Here is a 19322-nt window from a genome sequence, read left to right as displayed (position 1 = left end):
AGTGAAAGGCAACTTTTCAGGAGAGCTTTGATGAACGATTCAGTGACCGATACCGCAAGCACCGTCGCAGGCCAGGAAATCCGGCAGTTTGTTGAGCGCTACGAGCGGCTTGAGGCGGAAAAGAAAGACATCGCAGACGCGCAAAAAGAGGTGATGGCCGAAGCCAAAGGCCGTGGCTATGACACCAAAGTCCTGCGCAAGATCGTCGCCATCCGCAAGCGCGACGCCAATGATCTGGCCGAAGAAGAAGCTGTTATGGAAATGTATCTGGCCGCTTTGGGCATGTAGGCCTCAATCGAAGGGGAGGATCAGCGCCACCCCTTCCATCTGGCCAATCAGATCAAGATCGGCCTCATAGGACGCCGTCATGGCCTGAACCACCGCGTCGTTCAGTTCGGGCAGGTCGATGCGATCTTCCACCTGCTCGGGCAGGGCGTGGGTTTCCAGTATATCGGCAATCAGGTCCTGCCGCGCGTCAACATCGTTATGGTCCAGCGCTGCGATCCCTGATGTCAGCAGCTCAAGTCCTTCGGCAGTGACGATGCCGGACAGCACATCGAACTGGCCCGCAACCGGCATATCCGCGGGAACGCCGGAAAACAGCCGGATCAGCTCTTCCCAGATCAATGGCGTGTCTTCGTTGCACCAGACATAAAGCGGGATCTGCGGTGCGGCCCTTTTGATCCTGCGGATCACGTCTGACCAGCGCAAGTCAAGCGGCGCAAGCAGGCCAAGATACTCCCCCAGATTTGTCACACCGGCACGCGTTGCGGTTTCCTGCAGAAAGCTTGCAGGGTGCCGCATCCCCATGAAGAGCGAGATGTCATCATCCGGAAAGAGACTGTGCAGACCGCGCACCTTCTTTTCGGCCTGATGATAAAAGACGCCGTGATCGAAAATCCGGCGTGGAATCGTCAGGAAATTGTCGTTGCTCAAAACAAGGCGAGTGATCTTGTCGTCCTCGACAATCGCATCCAGCAGCACATCGCGGGCGTCAGATGTTGGGCGCGCGCCATCCAGACCGTCGATGGCCTCGCGCAGCAGTTTGCGATACCGCCCCGGGCCCGGAACCGCGATACCTTGCTGCAGCAAGGCATCGGCATTCCTGAAAACAGATTTCAGAAGCCGGTCTTCATCCGTGCAATTCGCGCCGATATGAAATGCGATTTGCATAAAGGGTCCTTTTGCGGGTTCGGGGTGGCGCCATCATAGGGCGATTTGCCCTGCGCGAAAGCAGGTATCATAGCATCAGTGGTGCGGACGTCGCCTGAGGACAATTTTTTCTGCGGGCGATGCGAAAACACCATTGCACACCGCCGTTTGTCCCTGCTATACGCCGCGCATTCGGACGATCCGATGCGCCACCGACGGTGCACCAGTGCCCCTATAGCTCAGCTGGTAGAGCAACTGATTTGTAATCAGTAGGTCCGCGGTTCGAGTCCGTGTGGGGGCACCAATTTATCATTTAAAAACAATGCTTTAGTTTGAAGGCCTGAGTGCGGCATCTTTGAGCGATCCGTCAGGACGTACATAGGACGCGTAAATCTAAGGGACGCAGTCGTTCCTATAAAGGAATTGCAACCGTACCTGCAACTATCGTAGCAATCTCGCATACTTGCGCAGATAAATGTGTTGACGCAATGCTGGGAGCATTAGGGATGAATGAACAGACTGAGGCTGATTTGGTGGGAGGCGGAAACGAAGCAGTAACAGAGCCCAAAATTAACCTGAGAGACCTTTACGAAAATCTCGGAGGAAGTGGTACAAGTGATAGTGGCCGGAACCAGTTAACGGACAGCCAAAGAGACGCGTTTGCTGGGCCCCTCGCGAAAGCAGTTGGCATACCTCGAAATCATATCAGTATCCGTGCACTCAATGATGACAAACAGACTGGAAGGGCTGCAAGTGAAACAATCGCTGAGCGAGTCCGGTCTGATGTCGAAATGCTTGATTGGGTGTTTGTCGGTAGATGTACTGGTGAGACCGAAACCTACTCAAAAATCCTCAGCTACATGGATCGAAACGCGTATATTTTAGGTGGCATTTCCGTTTTTATTGGCGCCAAACCAGATTGGCGGGTCATTGGGGTCTACTTCGACAAAGATCAACGTAAAACTGCTCAAGGTATTTGTGAATTCTTAGACTACGATTTTTCAAAAGCAAAAGAAGTAAAAGTCCGTGATCGGAGGAACCTAACAAAGAATCTCAGTGACTACGATGATCCAGTGGCCGATGGAGTATTTCTTTTAGAGAAAACAAGACGGACTATTCGATCAGAGTTGATGCGCAAAAAGTGCATCTGTCTCCAAGGCCCGCCCGGCACTGGCAAGACTGTGGTCGGGAAAAGCATTTCAAATGAAACGGCACTTGATCAAAGTCGGGTTCTAAATTTACAGTTTCATCAGGCTTACTCGTATGAAGATTTTGTTGTCGGTTGGAGGCCCTCAAGTGAGGGCAATCTCCGCGTCTTGGAGGGGGCCTTCTTAAAGTTTTGTGATATAGCCAGAGAAAACCAAGGCGACCCATATGTTGTGTTCATCGATGAAATCAATAGGGCGAATGTCTCACAAGTTTTTGGCGAAGTCTTGTCACTAATTGAAGCTACAAAAAGAGATGGCGAGTTTGCCGTCTCTTTAGCTTACACGGACCCTGAAAACGAGCGAACGTTCTTTGTACCGAAGAACGTATTCGTTGTGGCTACTATGAACACTGCGGATCGGTCACTTTCGATTATCGACTATGCGTTGCGCCGCCGTTTCTCTTTTATTGATCTAGAGCCCGCATACGGGACTGCTGAGTTTCATGAATTCTTGTCCCGCAATTGTGTGCCCTCTGGACTAATAGACGAAGTGTCGGAGCGATTTTTGAATCTGAACAGAGTAATTACGGAAGATACGCGAGCGCTGGGCCCGGGGTTTGAATTGGGTCATAGCTATTTCTGTGGTTTTATACCCAAGGATCAGTCGCCAGAGGACTGGTACTCCAACATAGTCAAACATGAAATAGAACCGCTTCTGCGCGATTATTGGATGGATGATGAAGAAAGAGTAACTGAACAACTGGCATTGCTAAAAGAACCGTTAGTAATTGTTCCAGAGTCGCCATTAGGCGAAGAAAGCGACCCGCAGGTTTAACGCGGATGGCTGTTCAAATCCCAGTTCTCAATTTCTTTCACATGTTTGTTTATGCATGGGGAGAGTTTCGACCGGGCAGCCTCAAGACACTTCAAGCGTCTGACATTGAGGCCCCGGTTGACTTCCTTGCATCCATGCTGTGCGAGGCGACACAAGAAATTCTTCGTGAATCTCTAGCTAAGAAGCACGGTTTTAGGACTGAGCGCATGCATGGAGTACGTGGCAAAATTGACGTAACGCGGTCCACTCTACTCCCGGATTTCAGAGCTGGGATGCTGATTTGTCATTATCCAAGCATGGAAGTGGATGGTATAGAAAACCAAATAATTAAAGCAACATTCAAGGCCCTTGTGTCCAATCGATCAATCGATCAGGGCATCCGAGAACAGGCCGCTAAAATATTCAAAATGCTCAAAGTTGTTGCTGATGTTCCGCTTTCAAAGCGCCGGTTTGCGGCAATTAACCTAGATCGTTCTATGCGACGCTATCGGTTTCCTTTGGCGCTATGTGAGCTTCTATTTGACCAAATGTACGTGTCCGATGGTAAAGGATTGCGTTGGTTTAGCGACTACATAAATGATGAATTGGCGATGCGGAGACTGTTTGAGGCATTTGTTCGAAATTTTTTGAAGGCAAAGTTAGGGTCGAGATATTCGATTGCATCCAAGCGTTTTGCACCTGTGGGGTTGGAGGTTCTACCTCGGCTTCGAAGTCTGATTCCGTCAATGCAAACGGATGTTTCCGTTTTCGGCGACCACTGCGTACTGATTATAGATACAAAGTTTTCAGGGTCAATTTTCCAGAAAAGATTTGGCTCAAAACGTATTAGATCAGATCACTTTTATCAGATCCAGGCTTATGTATCGCATCAAAGTACGCTTAGTTCCGATCTTTCAGTTTCTGGAATGTTGCTTTACCCAAGGATTGATGAGGATTTGAGGTTAGATTTCTCAACTCTTGGGCACCACTTTTCCGTCTGTACAATCAACCTAAACAAAAAATGGAACGAAATAGAAGGCGAGCTACTACTATTAGTCAATGGCCGCATGAATCGTAGCCAAGCCAACATAATATGCGAATAGCGGTGGGACTGCATTTCCGATCATCTTTGCGTATTTTGACCGTATCTGTGTTCCAAATTTGAAGTAGTCAGGAAATGTCTGTAACCGAGCGCCTTCATGAGGGGTTAAGGTCCTTCGTTTTGTGGGGTGAATGAAACGTCCCTGTCCCATGACCAAGAAGCCCGTCGTGATCGTTGGTGCCAATCCTTCCGCATACATCCTGCCGTAAACTGAGTTATAGCTATGGGATTTCAAACGATGACAGTCCGGTCGAAGTCGATCGGGCAACTCATGCTCATCGTTTTCAAAAAGCCAGTCTACCCGCATTTTGCTTTCTGCTGAGAGCTTGGATGGGGCCCGAAAGCCTTGGCTCTCTGTGTATTCCGAAATATCGGAAATAGCCCAAAGCGGGTTTCGCAGATTGCTACTTTTGAGTTCTTCAATTGACCTTCGCCAGTTGGTAGCTTGCTCAACTGATCGTGCAGCAAACAAGAATGTTCTTTTCCTGCTTTGAGGAACTCCAAAACTAGATGCATTGAGGGTGATAGTTTCAATTTTGTAGCCAAGCGCAATTAGATTTGAGATCGTAGACTGATAGCTCCCTGTCCGATCCTTCAAGACGCCCGGAACATTTTCAATTAGAAGTGCCTTTGGTTTCAAAAGCTCGGCGGCGCGAGCCATTAAGAAATAAAGTGAGTTCCTTGGATCGTCGCGGCGAGTATAATTGTTTAGGTCAGAATAACCTTGGCAAGGAGGCCCTCCACAAAGCAAGTCAACGCTACCTACGTGACTAATAAAATGATTTTCTGCGGAGGTCGGGCGCTCTCCTATAACACCGTCGATAAGTTCCGATATGTCACCAACATGCCCGTTCAACGTGGAGAAATTCTCTGAGAAGACGTCTGCAATCTTGCTATCAATCTCGGAAAAGAACTGGTGCTGGGGTCTAAAACCGCACGCTTTTGCGGCTTCATCAATTCCAAGTGAAAGCCCTCCGCAACCAGCAAAAAGATCAACTATTCGCATTGCCCCCCGTTGAGGATTGCTTTCGATTGGATTCTTGAGGCGCAACCAATGCTGGTAAAACAACCCTGAAAGCTCTAGTTGAGTTTTCCCTTCCAAAGAGCAGTTTAACCCGACAGCGCTTCGAGAAAGTTCGTTTCCATCCGTATCGTGAACTCTCCGAAAGATACGTTGGCCGTCGGTAGTGAATGACTCTTTCAGAACGCCGGGTTTTTCTGTAGCAAAGTCCCGTTTACTTTCGTAATTCATAAGAACGACCCGTCATTCTGCCGCAGTACGGGCAGCTACATAATTTTTCTGAGACATTGTGTTAGCATGCTGCTCTACTGCGTCTAAGAAGCCATCCTTGAACCGAAGCTTTCCTTCTCTAGCTCGCTTGAGAAATCCTAGGGATGCGCGCTCTGAAAGCTCCTTAACTGGGAAGCAAAGAAATTTGCTGAGCCCTTCGCATTGGTGTTTTTCTGGAAACTCACCAATGTCTACCTTCATGACACCATCGCCGACGTCGTATGCAGCATTCGGCCAGATCCTACTTTTCCAAACTTTAACTCGATCATCCAGCAAGAATGTCCCTGGGCTAACAAGTTGCCGAGCGACCCAATCAGCGATTCCCACAGGTATGGCGTTTCCCACCAGTTTCCATCGGGCTCCAAGTTGCCCTTTCGGGCCTGTTGCAGCTTTTGTCCAATGCGCATCAAAACCCTGAAGCCTTTCTGCGTCTTCAATGGATGGTGTGCCAATCAGGCCAGTATCTCGAAACCAAATCGCGGGAGGAGAAGGCACTCCTATCCTCGAACCGCCTTTGATTGTTGGCACACCATTAGGAGCCCACCCTAGACCATACCGACCCTCGGTCCATGAGAAACCGCAAGGAACTTTGCCATCATCTTCAATCCATGAAGGCGAGTCGCAGTCCGTGGAAAAAAGAACATCTCTTGGGTCGTGTTTTTTCGAAGCAACAATTACTACTCTCCTCCTGCGCTGAGGTATCCCAAATGACCTAGCATCGACCACTCGGTATGCCCATTTGTAGCCCAAACTGGATAGTTTTTCTGTTACAAAACGAATAGCTTCGCCTTTTCTCTGCCAGAGCATGAAAGGAACGTTTTCAAGAACTAACCATTCATGATCTGGTGACTTCGCAACAAGCGAAAACATGTCGAAGACGATTTTGGTATCACGCCCCTGAATGCCACTATTATCGCCAACCAAGCTCAAGTTTTGACACGGAAATCCAGCGGTAACAGCAAATGCGGATGGGATGGACTTCAGCTCGGACACGTCGTCATAGATCCGAGTATTGGCAATGTGAGACTTCAGCACAAGTTGCGCAGTGGGTTCAATCTCGCAGGCCAAAGAGGTTGGAATACCACTTTTCGCAAATCCTACTTCGAACCCACCGATGCCGGAAAACAAGCTGACGATAGTTCTGTTCTGGTTCATTTTGGCCCTCAGGTCAAAGTACGTGTGTAGCGGCGAACGCCCGTCATAAGGTACTTGCCATATTTATGATAGCTAGATGTTGCGCGGTTGACCACGGTTAAACGTTAGGAACGGTAATATTGTTCCATCTTTGTTCCCCTTTGTGCGTTGGGATCAGCTCATGTCTAAAGCAATTCCGATTGCTAGGAGTCTAATGTTACCGCCTTCCGAGCTGTAGCCTTGTTTGACAATCCAACCTAGCGGTTTGTGCTCCGCGGCCATCATGGGAATAGTTGGCAACCTGGAGAGCCGTCTCGTGGGCTTTGGCGATGCTAGGGTGCTTCGGTCGCCGAGCATTGATTTTGGTGCCGGTTTCCGCAGAACGGGTGGTGTTTGGATTAGAGAAGGCGGCATATAGCAGTTCAGTTGTCGGATGAAACCTATCGATAAAGCCGAAGGCTGGCCAAAGCGTCGCGATATTCGTCTGTAACCACGCAAATTCGGCTGCGTGGGATACGAGGGCGAAGAATCGGGACTTTGAGTTCTTTTAATTTCTTGATCGCGTGACGGATCGGATCGTTATTGTAAGGTGCGATACGGCCAAACGTTACAAGGGACGCGATGATCGTCTCGGAGACGTGTGGATCGTCAGATGCACGGAGAATTTGGTGCATCAGCTCGACTGCTGTAAAACTGCCCCGCGGTTGAGGCTCCGCTGCAATCGATTGCAGGACTGGTCGCAGTCTTTTTGCTGCCTCCTGAGCGAGTGGAGCAATCATGGATAAAACGCCGTCGATACTGTCATGCGTTCGTCGACCAGCCGTATTGTTTATCGCATTTTCTTTCAGTTTGACTTCGAATCGAACTCGTCTATTGGTTTTGGCGTATACCTTTATCCTGATGAATTGTGTCATCCGGAGTGTGAAACAAGGGCTTTGATTTTGGGTTTGTAAGGAAGGGTGTGTCGTCTGATACATATCCTCGCCGAAGCTTTCGCTTTGCTGCGCGAGTATTTCCCTCATTGAAAGCACCCAATCAATTGGCGCATCGGAATCGAACTCCCAATAAAACTCAATTTCCTTGAGCGATAAGTAGGGGATGTGGGTAGCGGTTGCTCTGGACCCATCAAATGCCTCCAACATCACATTCGATAAAGTGTCACATGCAACGGTTAAATAGTGTTCGAGTTGTTGTGTCATCGACTGGCTAAGTGCAAATGCATACTTTTTATTGGGACCAATAATCAGGTTGGTTGCCGGTCTCAGTGGGGTTTCGGTTTCATACCAGCTTTCTTCTGGAGAAATCGCAAGTATATACTCTGATGCAAGTTTTGGCCGATCAAGTCGGGTTATTCGCTTCAGTCGCTGAGCTTGAATGAAACGGGTTAGGTTTAATTGGGTTTCAAAAACGATACGAGCTTGCTCGCCGGGTTGGCGGCTCACAGGTCGATATTGCCACATTGCTAGGTCAACTTTTCCAGACAGCAGCGGAGCATTTTGCGCTAAATTGTCTCTGTTTGGGTTGGAGTTGAATTTTAGCCCTCGGACATTCCAAATCGCTTCAATGATATGATTGTTGAAAAGCTGTACGCACTCACCATTAGCCGTATAGGTTTCAGCTTCTCGAAGATTTGTGAGAGCATCACATATTTGATCTGTATCACCGGAAAGCGCCCAATCACCCACATCAAGGCGGATGCGATCAATAAAAGCATTTTCAGCTGTGATCTGGGTTTGGGCGGACAGTGATCGAACAAAACTGTCTCTTCTTACTATAGGATTTGACATGGGGGGCTGGGGGTTTTCCCGATGGTTATAGAATTGCGACTAGTGTAACGCTTCCATACCCGTTGAACTGTAGAAGAGTACCACTTTCCACCATTGTAAGACGGCACCTTGTCGAAATTAAGCCTTTTCGCAATTTTTCTAACCGACAGCCCGTCAATCTTGTGTTGTTTGATCAAAGGCCCCAGCTTATCGCTAAAATCATCGGCATCTGCAATTTTGCGATCCGCAAGTGCTTGGCATGATCTGCCAAGTTTAACACCCCTAGCTTTTGCTGCTGCCAAGGCTGCTTTGGTACGTTCCGAGATTGCCCTGCCTTCGTGTTCAGCAACTGCGGCCATGATATGGAGAACAAAGCGGTTTGCTTCGGGCATATCCACAGCACGGAAGGGAACGCCACTTTCGATCAAACCGGATATAAAGTAGACGTTGCGGGCAAGCAGGTCTAGCTTGGCGATGATGAGAGTGGCGTGTTTGTGCTTGCATTCTTCGAGAGCGGCTTGGAGTTGTGCCCGTGAATTGCGCTTGCCGCTTTCTACTTCGACATACTCATTAATTAGTTGACCTCCAGATTGTTCTACAAATCCGTCGACAACCGCTTTTTGTGCTTCTAGCCCAAGGCCGCTTTTTCCTTGTCGGTCAGTCGAGACACGAATGTAAGAAATATATTTGTCCGAAAAATCCATGCTGTGCTCCTACGAATGTTGGTTCGCTTGTGTACAGAACATCTGGGAATCTGCACGCTCTCCGTAAAGGTGCTTTCAGGAAATGAGGGGTTTTTTACGCGTGTGAATACATATTTGATTCAAAACCGCTAAGTGGCTGATATGTTTGTATAAAAAGTTACAATCGATTGTAGTGATAGAGTTGGTCGGGCTATTGACGTTAAAATGAACATTTACTGTTTCTTGTCAGATACTTAGTTCTTAATTCGTTATACAGAACTACTAGGGTAGCGGGTGTGACGGTACTGAGAGGAAAAAGTGACCTATCAATCTGTGATGCCGGGCAAAGTGAGATGGTGATTTTGATAGACACTCAAAATTTTTCCGACAGTTAGCAATGCCCCGGGGGTGCTAACGCATCATTCCGAAATAATGGTTCCGTTTCTTGTGATTGCTGTTCGAAAATCTTCAAGATCAGACAGCATGTAATATACAGACCTTCCTACGCGTTTGAATTTTGGTGGTTTTCCGAGGCTGCGACGGTTTCGAAGCGTTTGAACTGACTTGTTCAAGAACTCGGCTGCAGCAATCTCATTCAACTCGCCAGCTGCGGTATGAACCGGACGCCTAGTCTTCTTCACTTTGGCGGCTTGTTCTTTTTTCACACCTGTCTTGTTCTTTTCAATATGGCGAAGACGAATTCGACGTTTGGGTAGCGGCATTAGCTATCTTCCTCTGTATACCTTGCAATATTGCTTCCTAACCTCTCGAGTGCATCAGCCGTTGTTTGCTGCCTTGCCTGAGCATACCTCATCGTGGATCGGATGCTTTGATGTCCGCCGACAGCAGCAGCCGTTGCAAGGTCATACTCCGCGGCAATATCGCTTAGAACGTTATGCCGTATGTCATGTAGGCGGAAATTTGGGAGCCCCGCGGTCTGTCTAACAAGGTCCCAAGTCTTCTTAATGTCAGTCAACGGAGTATCGCGTTTGATTCCTGGGAACACATAAGCATCGCTACCGTGACTACTGAGCTGACTTAGAAATGCTTTTAGCTGCGTCGACATCTTTTGCTTGCGACTGCCAGCTTTTGCCTCGACAAAGTGTACTTCCGAACGCTCGAAGTCGACGTTTTCCCAGCGGAGTTTGAAGGCTTCGCCTCGACGACATGCAGTAAGCCAGCAAAAGGTTATGACGTTTAGGGCAGTTTCTCGTCCCGGATGCGTTCGCCGAATTTGCTTGATGGCCTCCCAGAGTTCGGCGGTCTGCTCCTTTGATAACAAACTCTCAACCTTACGCTCCCTATATGGCGGTATGCCTTGTGCAGGATTATCTGTGCCCTGATAAAGTCCGTTCTTCTTAGCCCAATTATAGAGCGTACGAATGAAACCGATTGTTCGGTTGGCCTGATACCGTCTGTTCGCCATGCTTTTCTGAAGCGTTAGCAATTGCGCCCGCGAGATACTGACAATGGGCTGCTTACCAAGGCTCGGATCGATAACGGCTTTCAATATCTGTCTGTAGTTTTGAAGCGTTGTGGCTTTTAGGTGCAACTCGCCATGTTCCTCAAGGAAGCGTTGTCCTAGATCAGACAGCGTGAGGCCATGGCGAGTTTCCTGCTTTTGTGCCGCCGGATCGCCGCCGCTGGCAACTTCAGCAGCATAGCGGCTCGCGAGCTGTCTGGCTTGGTCGGCGTTGATGTCAGGAAAGTCCCCAAGCTTTAGCTTTCTTTCCGTTCCCTGCGCGTTGCGGTACCGCAAAACAAAACTCCGATTACCCAAAGGCGTTACTTTGAGCTTCAGCTTTGGGAAGGTTTCTTCAGCTATCCAGTAGTCTCTGTCACCTGCAACGAGACTATTGATAAATTTTGCACTGAGGCGCGCTTTTGCAGGTGTTTTGTTACGGTTCGCCATTTTTCACCTTACACCCTAGGACGCATATAGGACGCGTCTGTTCGGGAAATTGCAGTAAATCGATGCTTCCAAATCGGTAAATCAAATTGATATTCGGTAAACAAGTCAATAAGATGGCCACGTTTCGGTAAATGGTGGTATTTCCGGCAAAAGAGATTTGTAATCAGTAGGTCCGCGGTTCGAGTCCGTGTGGGGGCACCATTTTTCTTAAGAGCCAGACATGTTGTGTTGTTGGTGAAACGCAACAAGATGTGCGTCTTTAATGCGCGATTTGTATTGCCGTGCGCGAAAAAGCCTGTCGATATTGATACAGCCTCGTCCGACCCTGCGAAGGCCCGCGCCTTTTCCTTTGCAGCGAACGCTGTTACCGAACCTTATGTCAACGTCACATGCCATCTCATCGGACGGGACGCGTATCGCATTCACCTGTTTTGGTGACGCGACACGTCCTTCTATTTTGCTCATCCATGGCTGGGCCCAGCAGTGGATGTGTTGGCAACCCCTTTGGGAAAGACTGCAAGATCACTACTTTGTCGTCGCAATGGACCTTCGGGGGCATGGAAGCTCAGATAAACCGGAAAACGAGGCGGCCTATACCGACACTGCCCTTTGGGCAGAGGATGTTCAGGCGGTAATGGATGCGGCAAAACTGGATATGCCCGTGCTGGTGGGGTGGTCTTACGGCGCGCGTGTGATTGCGGCCTATCTTGACGTCAAGGGCGATGCCGATATCGCTGGTGTCGTCCTTGCAGGTGGCGTTCTCGCTATCGGAGCCCACCGCGAAAGTTGGATGGCGGGGCCCGCAAGCCCGGGCCTCGACCGTGATCTTTACACCGATGACGTGCCCCGCCGACTTGCCGCCACGGCGCGTTTTGTCGATGCCTGCACTTCCGCGCCATTGGACCGCAGGACTTATGCGGAAATGGTGGGCGCAAACATGCTTTGCCCTGCCCATGTCCGCAGGGCCTTGTTCCGCGCCGATGTGGATTTACGGCCCGTCTTTGGCAAGATGAACTGCCCCGCTCTGGTGATCCACGGCACGCAGGATGAGGTTGTCACGCCAGCGACAGGAGAGGCGGCGGCGCATGCCATGCAAAACGGGCAATACGTGCCATATGAAGGGATCGGCCATGCGCCGTTCCTTGAGGCACCTGAGCGTTTTGCCAAAGACATTTCGGTTTTCACGAACGCCTGCAAGCGCATCCCCGTCTAAAGACCTGAACATTTCCATTGGTCCTGCAGCGTGTTTGCGATCAGACTGAAAGGGCAAGTACCTTCAGCGGAGAATTCTCATGCTTCAGACACTTGGTCTTCTGTTAGGCTGCCAGCTCTTGGGTGAAATTACTGTCCGTGGCGCGGGCCTGCCGATCCCCGGTCCGGTGCTCGGGCTTGCGTTGTTGGTCCTGCTCCTGAGCCTGAGGCCCGCACTCACGGAACAGCTGAGGCCCACAACAACGGTCATATTGGCCAATCTGTCGTTTCTCTTTGTCCCTGCAGGTGTCGGTGTGATCGGCAACTTGCAGGTGTTTTCAGATGACGGGCTGGTATTGCTGTTCATCCTGACTGTATCGACCGTGCTTTCCATGCTGGCGGCGGTCGGCACGTTTATTGGTGTGCGCTATCTTATTGAAGGCAAGACCACATGACCGACGTTGCCGAGCTTTGGAGCTATCTGTCCACAACGCCGCTGATCTGGCTCACGACAACGACGCTGGCTTATCTGGTCGCGGATGGGCTGGCGCGCAGGCTTGGCAACCCACCCTGGGCCAATCCGGTGCTGCTGTCAGTTCTTTTGATCGCACCTGTTCTCTGGCTGACCAATACGGACTACCCGACCTATTTCGAGGGGGCGCAGTTCATCCATTTTCTGCTGGGCCCCGCGACGGTCGCGTTGGCTTTGCCGCTTTGGGAAAATCGTGAAACCATTCGCACCTCGGTTGCACCGATTGTCCTGGCCTTGATTGCAGGGTCTCTCGTGGCGGCCGGGTCAGCGATTTTGTTGGCGCGTGCCTTTTCTCTTCCGATGGAGGTGCTGCTGTCATTGGCCCCGAAATCCACGACCGCACCCGTGGCACTTGGGATATCGGAAGCCATCGGCGGGCTACCGGCGCTGACGGCTGTTCTGGTGATCCTGACGGGGATCATCGGGGCCGTGACAGTCACACCTGTCATGAACCTGCTGCGCATCACGGACTGGCGTGCGCGCGGATTTGCGGTGGGCGTGGCCGCCCATGGTATCGGGACGGCGCGTGCGTTTCAGGTAAATCCGGTTGCGGGTGCCTACGCTGGCATCGCAATGGCATTGAATGCGCTGCTGACAAGCCTGATCGTGCCGCTTCTTGTGCGTTGGCTGGTTTGATGACGTGATTGCAGGCCGCGCTGCGTGTCGGTTTCGGCCTCTGCGCCGAAGATTATGGTTGATCTTGCATGTTGGGCCATGGTTCAACGATCATACGACCTTGGCAATAAAGGCATTGCGCGCTGCTGCTTGGGTGAGCGGAGCCTTTTCTGCTCATTGGCGGCGTCAACTCTGACCCGCAGCGTGCACACAGGCTCCTTTCAATAATCATGAGGCGGCGCGCCGCCACGCGAAGGGATAAGTCATGCTACATAATGATCAGCTGCAACAATGGGACCGTGAGAACTTCTTTCATCCCTCCACCCACCTAGCCGAATTTGCGCGCGGAAACCTGCCGCACCGGGTGATTACGGGTGGTTCGGGCTGTTACATCGAGGACCGCGACGGCAATCGCATGCTGGATGCATTTGCCGGCCTTTACTGCGTGAACGTCGGCTACGGGCGGCCTGAGATTGCCGAGGCTATTGCGGAACAGGCCAAGGAACTGGCGTATTACCACGCCTATGTGGGGCATGGCACCGAAGCGTCAATCACCCTTGCAAAGATGGTGCTGGACCGTGCGCCGGATCATATGTCCAAGGTCTATTTCGGTCTGTCGGGGTCGGATGCGAATGAGACCAACATCAAACTGATCTGGTACTACAACAACATTCTGGGCCGTCCCGAAAAGAAGAAGATCATTTCGCGCTGGCGGGGGTATCACGGGTCTGGCCTGATGACCGGATCGCTGACGGGGTTGGAGCTGTTCCACAAAAAGTTTGATCTGCCACTGGCGCAGGTCATTCACACAGAGGCACCATACTATTTCCGCCGCGCGGATCAGGCACAAAGCGAGGCCGCGTTTGTGGCGCATTGTGTGTCCGAACTGGAGGCGATGATTGACCGCGAAGGGGCTGACACAATCGCGGCCTTTATCGGTGAACCTGTGCTTGGCACAGGCGGGATTGTGCCGCCCCCCGAAGGCTATTGGCCAGCCATTCAGGCCGTTCTGGACCGCCATGATATTTTGCTGGTCGCAGACGAAGTGGTCACCGGTTTCGGGCGCCTTGGCACGATGTTCGGGTCTGATCACTATGGGATGCGCCCCGATTTGATCACGATCGCAAAAGGGCTGACATCCGCTTACGCGCCGCTGTCGGGCTCTATTGTCTCTGACAAGATGTGGTCTGTGCTTGAAAGAGGCACGGACGAGAACGGGCCCATCGGCCACGGCTGGACTTATTCGGCGCATCCGATCGGTGCGGCCGCGGGTGTCGCCAATCTGGCGCTGATCGACACGTTGGGGCTGGTCGAGAACGCGGGGACTGTCGGCAACTACCTGAATGATCAGATGCGCGCCGCACTCGCCGATCATCCCCATGTGGGCGACGTGCGCGGCACAGGCATGATCTGCGCGGTCGAGTTCGTGGCCGATAAAGACAGCCGGACGTTCTATGACGCGGGCGACAAAATCGGCCCACAAATTGCAGCCAAGCTGCTGGAGCAGAACAGTGTGATTGCCCGTGCGATGCCCCAGGGCGATATTCTGGGTTTTGCACCCCCGTTCTGTCTGACCCATGACGAAGCCGATCAGGTGGTTGCGGCAACTGTGCAGGCGGTCACCACGGTTTTGGGATAATATTCTCTGGTGGCGCGCCGATTCAGTCTTGGGCGCGCTTCCATTCCTGTGGGGTCACATAGACGATGGTATCATCCACGCTGACCATCACCTCCTCGTCCTGAATATTCACCTGAATTCTCATCGCGCGATTGGCCAGTTCGCCAAGCGCCTTGGTCTCTTCTTCCACGAAATTCATCACTTGCAGGTTATCAAAGCGGGTGGTGCTGTTCTTGACCTTCTCCCACCACATCTCGGCTGGTTTGCCGCCGTAGGCGTAGATGCGCACGGCTTTGGCTTTGCCGCAGGATTGCCGGATGATCTTTTCAGAGGGTAGGCCGAGCGCGACCCACAACTCCAATTCGCCGCTCAGGCTCTTCTGCCAGATATCGGGTTCATCATCGGTGGAAATGCCCTTGGTCATTTCTAGATGTTCACCGGCATTCAGCGCAAAGGCCACAAGACGGATCATCATCCGCTCGTCCGTCTCTGAGGGATGTTTGGCAACGGTAAGTTTATGGGTCTCGTAGTAGTGACGATCCATATCGGAGACAGAAAGCTCGACTTTATAGATCGTGGATTTTTGCGCCATGGTATGCCCCGGAATAGCGAAGATAGGCCTGCCTAATGCCTATGGCGGCTTTGTGAAAGCAGATAAGGGCCCCCGTGATAGGGGCCCCGCAATCATTTGGCGCTTCTTGCTGGCCTCAGGGCCTTTGCTGCCCGTCACCATGAACGAAGTATTTGAAACTGGTCAGCTGCTCTGCACCGACGGGGCCGCGCGCATGCATCTTGCCGGTGGCGATCCCGATCTCTGCACCCATGCCAAACTCACCGCCGTCCGAAAACTGGGTCGAGGCGTTGTGCATGACTACCGCTGAGTCGATCGCCGTCATAAAGCGTTTCGCGGCTTGCGCGTCCTCGGCGACGATTGCATCGGTGTGGCCCGAGGAGTGGGCCTGAACGAATGCGATGGCCGCATCGGCATCATCCACAATTTTCACGGACAGGATATTGCTTAGGTATTCCGTGTGCCAATCGTCATCCGTTGCGGGCACCATGTCCGGCAGGATCGCCCGTGCCGCGTCATCGCCACGCAATTCGCAATCGTTCAAAGCCACGGCCATCAAGGGCAGGACCTGTGAAGCGATCTTGGCGTCGACGACAACGCATTCGGTCGCGCCACAGATACCTGTTCTGCGCATTTTGGCGTTCTGGATGATGCCGATGGCTTTTTCGATATCGGCACTTTCATGCACATAGGTATGGTTGTTGCCATCAAGGTGTAGCAGCGTCGGCACGCGTGCCTCGCGCTGCACAAGGGACACAAGACCGCGCCCGCCGCGCGGAATAACCAGATCAACCGTGTCTGTGCTGTGCAGCAGCGCCTTCACCGCTTCGCGGTCGCGGGTGTCGACCAGTTGCACGGCATCTTCGGGCAGGCCCGCAGCGGCAAGGCCCTGCGCCAGACACGCGACGATCACGCGCGAAGAATGGAGGCTTTCTGAACCGCCACGCAGAATAACCGCATTGCCGGATTTGATGCATAGTGCACCAGCGTCGGACCCCACATTCGGGCGCGATTCATAGATCATGGCGATCACGCCGATTGGCACGCTGATGCGCTCGATCCTAAGGCCGTTCGGACGGTCGAAGGTGGCCAGTGTGCGGCCAAGCGGATCATCCTGTGCCGCAATCGCATCGAGCGCATCTCCCATGGCGGCCACGCGGTCATCGGTTAGTTTCAGCCGGTCGATGAACGCGGCATCCTTGCCACTGTCGCGGATGCTCTCAAGGTCTTTATCATTCGCGGCCAGAATATCGGCGGTCTTCGCGCGCAGGGCCTTGGCCGCCTCGGTCAGTGCCAGATTGCGTTGCGCAGTGGTGGCCATGGACAGATCGCGGGCGGCTGCTTTGGCGCGCTGGCCAAGATCGGCCACGATGGTGGCGATGTCGGACCCTTTCGGTTCGGTGCTCATATCGTTCATTGTGTTCCCTTTCCGTCCTATCTTAGTTCCTCTGCGCGGGCGTAGGCCGCTTGCAACGTGCCGTGGAGCAGGGTGTCCAGCGTCCCGTCCTGCATCAATGCACCCAGCCCGGCCTGCGTTGTGCCGTTCTTGCTGGTCACAGAATTGCGCAGTTCCTCCAAATTCAACTCAGACTGGCGCGCGGCTTCGACCGTACCGGTGACGGTATCAAATACCAGCGTGCGCGCTGTCTCATGGTCAAAACCAAGCGTCTCGGCGGCGGCGACATAGTTGCGCAATATCTCGAAGACATAGCCCGGCCCGCTGCCGCTGACAGCGGTCAGGCGGTCGATCTCGTCTTCGCTTTCAACGGCAATGCACGTGCCGGTCTGGTCAATAAGTGCCACGATGTCGCGTGTCTGCTGGGGAGTGCAGCGGCCGTTGGCGTAAAGCCCCGATACGCCCATGCCGACAAGTGCGGCCATATTCGGCATGACCCGCGCAATCGCCGCGTCACCCACGACCTTTTCCAAAGACGCAACACTGGTGCCCGCCGCAATCGAGACAAAGATGCCGCCGTCTTTGAGCGCATGTGTGTAGGCGGGCAGCACATCTGCAATCATCTGTGGCTTGATTGCGATCAAAACCACGTCGAATTCCTGTGAAGGCAAATCTGTCGCTTTTGACACATGCGCCACACCGTCGGGAAGGTCACTTGCCGCAGGATCGGCGACCGTAAAACTGTTCCCGCCGTGGTTTGTCCACTGCCGCAGCATCGCACCGCCCATCTTTCCGCAGCCAATCAAAAGTATGTTCATTTTCGTCTCCTTCTTCCGAGCTGACGGGACGCACTTCTTGGTTGCTGCTCTGCAGCATCGCATCGCGCATCAGCCGGACTATTTTTTGTCAATCACCGGTTCGGTACAGGCCTGCGTATCGGCAGCTCTATGCGGCGACCTGTTTGCGTTCAGGGGCGCAGTACATGTTATACGTCGGCGAATCATTGAATGAGCAGTGCTACAGGGCTGCGTCGTGTGACGCAAACCGATAGCTTTTCATTCATTAAAAACAATAATTTACCGGAGGCTTCCATGCCAAAGAAGAAAAAGATTGTCGTCAAAATCGGTTCAAGTCTGCTTGCGAATGACGAAAACCTGACCCTGCGCTATGCCTTTATCAATGGCCTGCTCAGCGATTTGGCCGCGCTGAAAAAAGAGGGACATGATGTCATCCTGACCTCTTCCGGATCGGTTGCTTTGGGCCTGAACATGGTCGGAAAACGCCCCGAAGATGCGGGCATTTTGGACAAGCAGGCGGCCGCTGCCTGTGGTCAGCCGCTGTTGATGAATGCCTACCGACAGATCGCTTCAGAGCATAATATGGACGTCGCACAGATGCTTGTGACAGTCGATGACATGGAAGATCGACGCCGGTTTCTGAACATCAAAAACACGATGCTACGGTTGTTCGAAAACGACATTCTGCCCATCATCAACGAGAACGATTCTGTCGCAACCCGTGACCTGCGTGTGGGCGACAACGACCGCCTGTCCGCCAAAGTGGCGCAGATGGTGGATGCAGATCTCTTGGTCATTCTGACCAGCGTTGAGGGCCTCTATGATCGTGACCCGTCCGAACCAAATGCCAAGTTCATCGCCGAAATTAACGACGTCAGCGAACATCTGGAGTCTACCACTGCCATCAGCGCGCTGGGCAGCGGCGGTATGTTGACGAAGATGCAAGCGGCAAACATGGCGCAGAACGCGGGTGTCGAGACCATTATCGCCGAGGGTATCATTGAGCGCCCAATTTCATCGGTTCTTGAAAACGAGCGTCGGTTCACCCGCTGCCTTGTCACGGGCAAGACAGCGTCGCCGCTTATGGTCTGGCTCAGCAATAGATTGCAGGTCTCGGGCACCTTGGTGGTGCCAAACGCCGTTGCTGCCGCTCTTGTTGCAGGGGACTGCGGCGTCGGGCGGCATGATGTGATCTCGATTCAAGGTGATTTCACAAAGGGTGATGTGTTGCATGTCTATGACGAGGAGGGCGCCGAGGTAGCGCGCGGGCTGACCAACTTTTCCTCGGAAGAAACGATGCTGATGGCGCGGCACCTCGATATGAATGTCGAAGACCTGATCGGCTATAAAACCAAGAGCGATGTGATCGGCATCGAGAATTTGCTGGTTCTTGAAGAGAACCATCTGCCGCTTGATGCGCCAGAAGATGACCTAAAGCTTGTCATTCCTGCATAGACCACAGATTTCTTGCCCCGCTGCAGGTGAGTGGCACTGATCGTCGTTTCCGGCGCATTGGAAAGTTCACCACAAAAAAACGGGCCCCAAAGGGCCCGTTTTGTTTTTCCGATGCAAGGATACGGGCAATCGTTGCCCGTATCGCT

18 protein-coding genes and 1 tRNA gene are annotated in these 19322 nt (G+C 52.3%); 9 read left to right on the top strand and 10 right to left on the bottom strand.

What is annotated here, in order from left to right; translation table 11 throughout:
- Positions 1–30: 30 nt before the first annotated feature.
- A complete protein-coding gene (locus tag B0B09_RS07225; RefSeq protein WP_055296468.1) occupies positions 31–288 on the top strand; it encodes a DUF2312 domain-containing protein in 258 nt (85 codons plus the stop codon).
- 3 nt (positions 289–291) lie between these two features.
- Here B0B09_RS07225 and B0B09_RS07220 read toward each other — a convergent pair whose 3' ends face one another.
- Positions 292–1173: an alpha/beta hydrolase gene (locus B0B09_RS07220; RefSeq protein WP_076659010.1), complete on the bottom strand. Its 882-nt coding sequence runs from the start codon at positions 1171–1173 to the stop codon at positions 292–294.
- A gap of 207 nt (positions 1174–1380) precedes the next feature.
- Here B0B09_RS07220 and B0B09_RS07215 point away from each other — a divergent pair.
- From B0B09_RS07215 to B0B09_RS07205, 3 genes are all read left to right on the top strand, one after another.
- Positions 1381–1456 (top strand) — tRNA-Thr (locus B0B09_RS07215).
- A 202-nt stretch (positions 1457–1658) separates the two neighbouring features.
- Entirely contained in the window at positions 1659–3134 is a 1476-nt protein-coding gene (locus tag B0B09_RS17615; RefSeq protein WP_165689304.1) for an AAA family ATPase, read from the top strand.
- Between the two features lie 5 nt (positions 3135–3139).
- A complete protein-coding gene (locus B0B09_RS07205) occupies positions 3140–4216 on the top strand; it encodes a 5-methylcytosine restriction system specificity protein McrC (RefSeq protein ID WP_076659009.1) in 1077 nt (358 codons plus the stop codon).
- Here the strand turns inward: B0B09_RS07205 and B0B09_RS07200 are convergent.
- The 6 genes from B0B09_RS07200 to B0B09_RS07175 all read right to left on the bottom strand — a co-directional run bounded on the left by B0B09_RS07200 (position 4166) and on the right by B0B09_RS07175 (position 11001).
- The gene (locus B0B09_RS07200) at positions 4166–5467 is read right to left on the bottom strand and encodes a DNA cytosine methyltransferase (protein WP_076659008.1); all 1302 of its coding nucleotides are present in this window, start codon (positions 5465–5467) and stop codon (positions 4166–4168) included. The genes B0B09_RS07205 and B0B09_RS07200 overlap by 51 nt on opposite strands.
- 12 nt (positions 5468–5479) lie before the next feature.
- On the bottom strand, positions 5480–6661 hold the full coding sequence (locus B0B09_RS07195; protein ID WP_076659007.1) for a DNA cytosine methyltransferase: 1182 nt from the start codon (positions 6659–6661) through the stop codon (positions 5480–5482).
- A 419-nt stretch (positions 6662–7080) separates the two neighbouring features.
- The gene (locus tag B0B09_RS07190; RefSeq protein ID WP_131825010.1) at positions 7081–8427 is read right to left on the bottom strand and encodes a hypothetical protein; all 1347 of its coding nucleotides are present in this window, start codon (positions 8425–8427) and stop codon (positions 7081–7083) included.
- The gene (locus tag B0B09_RS07180; protein ID WP_076659004.1) at positions 8412–9110 is read right to left on the bottom strand and encodes a recombinase family protein; all 699 of its coding nucleotides are present in this window, start codon (positions 9108–9110) and stop codon (positions 8412–8414) included. The genes B0B09_RS07190 and B0B09_RS07180 overlap by 16 nt, the downstream gene beginning before the upstream one ends.
- Before the next feature lie 398 nt (positions 9111–9508).
- Positions 9509–9811, bottom strand: a complete 303-nt coding sequence (locus B0B09_RS17785; RefSeq protein WP_131825009.1) for a hypothetical protein — start codon at positions 9809–9811, stop codon at positions 9509–9511.
- Positions 9811–11001, bottom strand: coding sequence for a tyrosine-type recombinase/integrase (locus B0B09_RS07175; protein ID WP_076659003.1), 1191 nt, complete (start codon positions 10999–11001; stop codon positions 9811–9813). The genes B0B09_RS17785 and B0B09_RS07175 overlap by 1 nt, the downstream gene beginning before the upstream one ends.
- A gap of 376 nt (positions 11002–11377) precedes the next feature.
- Between B0B09_RS07175 and B0B09_RS07170 the strand changes: the two genes are divergently transcribed.
- The 4 genes from B0B09_RS07170 to B0B09_RS07155 all read left to right on the top strand — a co-directional run bounded on the left by B0B09_RS07170 (position 11378) and on the right by B0B09_RS07155 (position 14978).
- Entirely contained in the window at positions 11378–12214 is an 837-nt protein-coding gene (locus tag B0B09_RS07170) for an alpha/beta fold hydrolase (protein WP_076659002.1), read from the top strand.
- Positions 12215–12293: 79 nt separating this feature from the next.
- Complete coding sequence (locus tag B0B09_RS07165; RefSeq protein ID WP_076659001.1) at positions 12294–12647, top strand: CidA/LrgA family protein; 354 nt, start codon at positions 12294–12296, stop codon at positions 12645–12647.
- The gene (locus B0B09_RS07160) at positions 12644–13360 is read left to right on the top strand and encodes an LrgB family protein (RefSeq protein WP_055296475.1); all 717 of its coding nucleotides are present in this window, start codon (positions 12644–12646) and stop codon (positions 13358–13360) included. Before B0B09_RS07165 ends, B0B09_RS07160 begins: the two co-directional genes overlap by 4 nt.
- Positions 13361–13604: 244 nt before the next feature.
- Positions 13605–14978: an aspartate aminotransferase family protein gene (locus B0B09_RS07155; protein ID WP_076659000.1), complete on the top strand. Its 1374-nt coding sequence runs from the start codon at positions 13605–13607 to the stop codon at positions 14976–14978.
- 22 nt (positions 14979–15000) lie between these two features.
- Here the strand turns inward: B0B09_RS07155 and B0B09_RS07150 are convergent, their stop codons facing one another.
- The 3 genes from B0B09_RS07150 to B0B09_RS07140 form a co-directional block, all read right to left on the bottom strand.
- Positions 15001–15549, bottom strand: a complete 549-nt coding sequence (locus B0B09_RS07150; protein WP_076658999.1) for a YaeQ family protein — start codon at positions 15547–15549, stop codon at positions 15001–15003.
- Between the two features lie 115 nt (positions 15550–15664).
- Positions 15665–16945 carry a glutamate-5-semialdehyde dehydrogenase gene (locus B0B09_RS07145; RefSeq protein WP_076658998.1) on the bottom strand — a complete coding sequence of 427 codons (1281 nt, stop codon included), beginning with the start codon at positions 16943–16945 and terminating at the stop codon, positions 15665–15667.
- Positions 16946–16962: 17 nt separating this feature from the next.
- Positions 16963–17742 carry a pyrroline-5-carboxylate reductase family protein gene (locus tag B0B09_RS07140; RefSeq protein WP_076658997.1) on the bottom strand — a complete coding sequence of 260 codons (780 nt, stop codon included), beginning with the start codon at positions 17740–17742 and terminating at the stop codon, positions 16963–16965.
- A gap of 273 nt (positions 17743–18015) precedes the next feature.
- On the opposite strand from B0B09_RS07140, the gene proB reads away from it, so the two are divergent.
- Positions 18016–19176, top strand: a complete 1161-nt coding sequence (gene proB, locus B0B09_RS07135; RefSeq protein WP_055296485.1) for a glutamate 5-kinase — start codon at positions 18016–18018, stop codon at positions 19174–19176.
- Positions 19177–19322: the final 146 nt, after the last annotated feature.

The organism is Yoonia rosea (assembly GCF_900156505.1).
Taxonomy (GTDB): domain Bacteria; phylum Pseudomonadota; class Alphaproteobacteria; order Rhodobacterales; family Rhodobacteraceae; genus Yoonia; species Yoonia rosea.
Note: the sequence above shows the minus strand (reverse complement) of the source record. Positions and strands in the feature narration are given on the sequence as shown.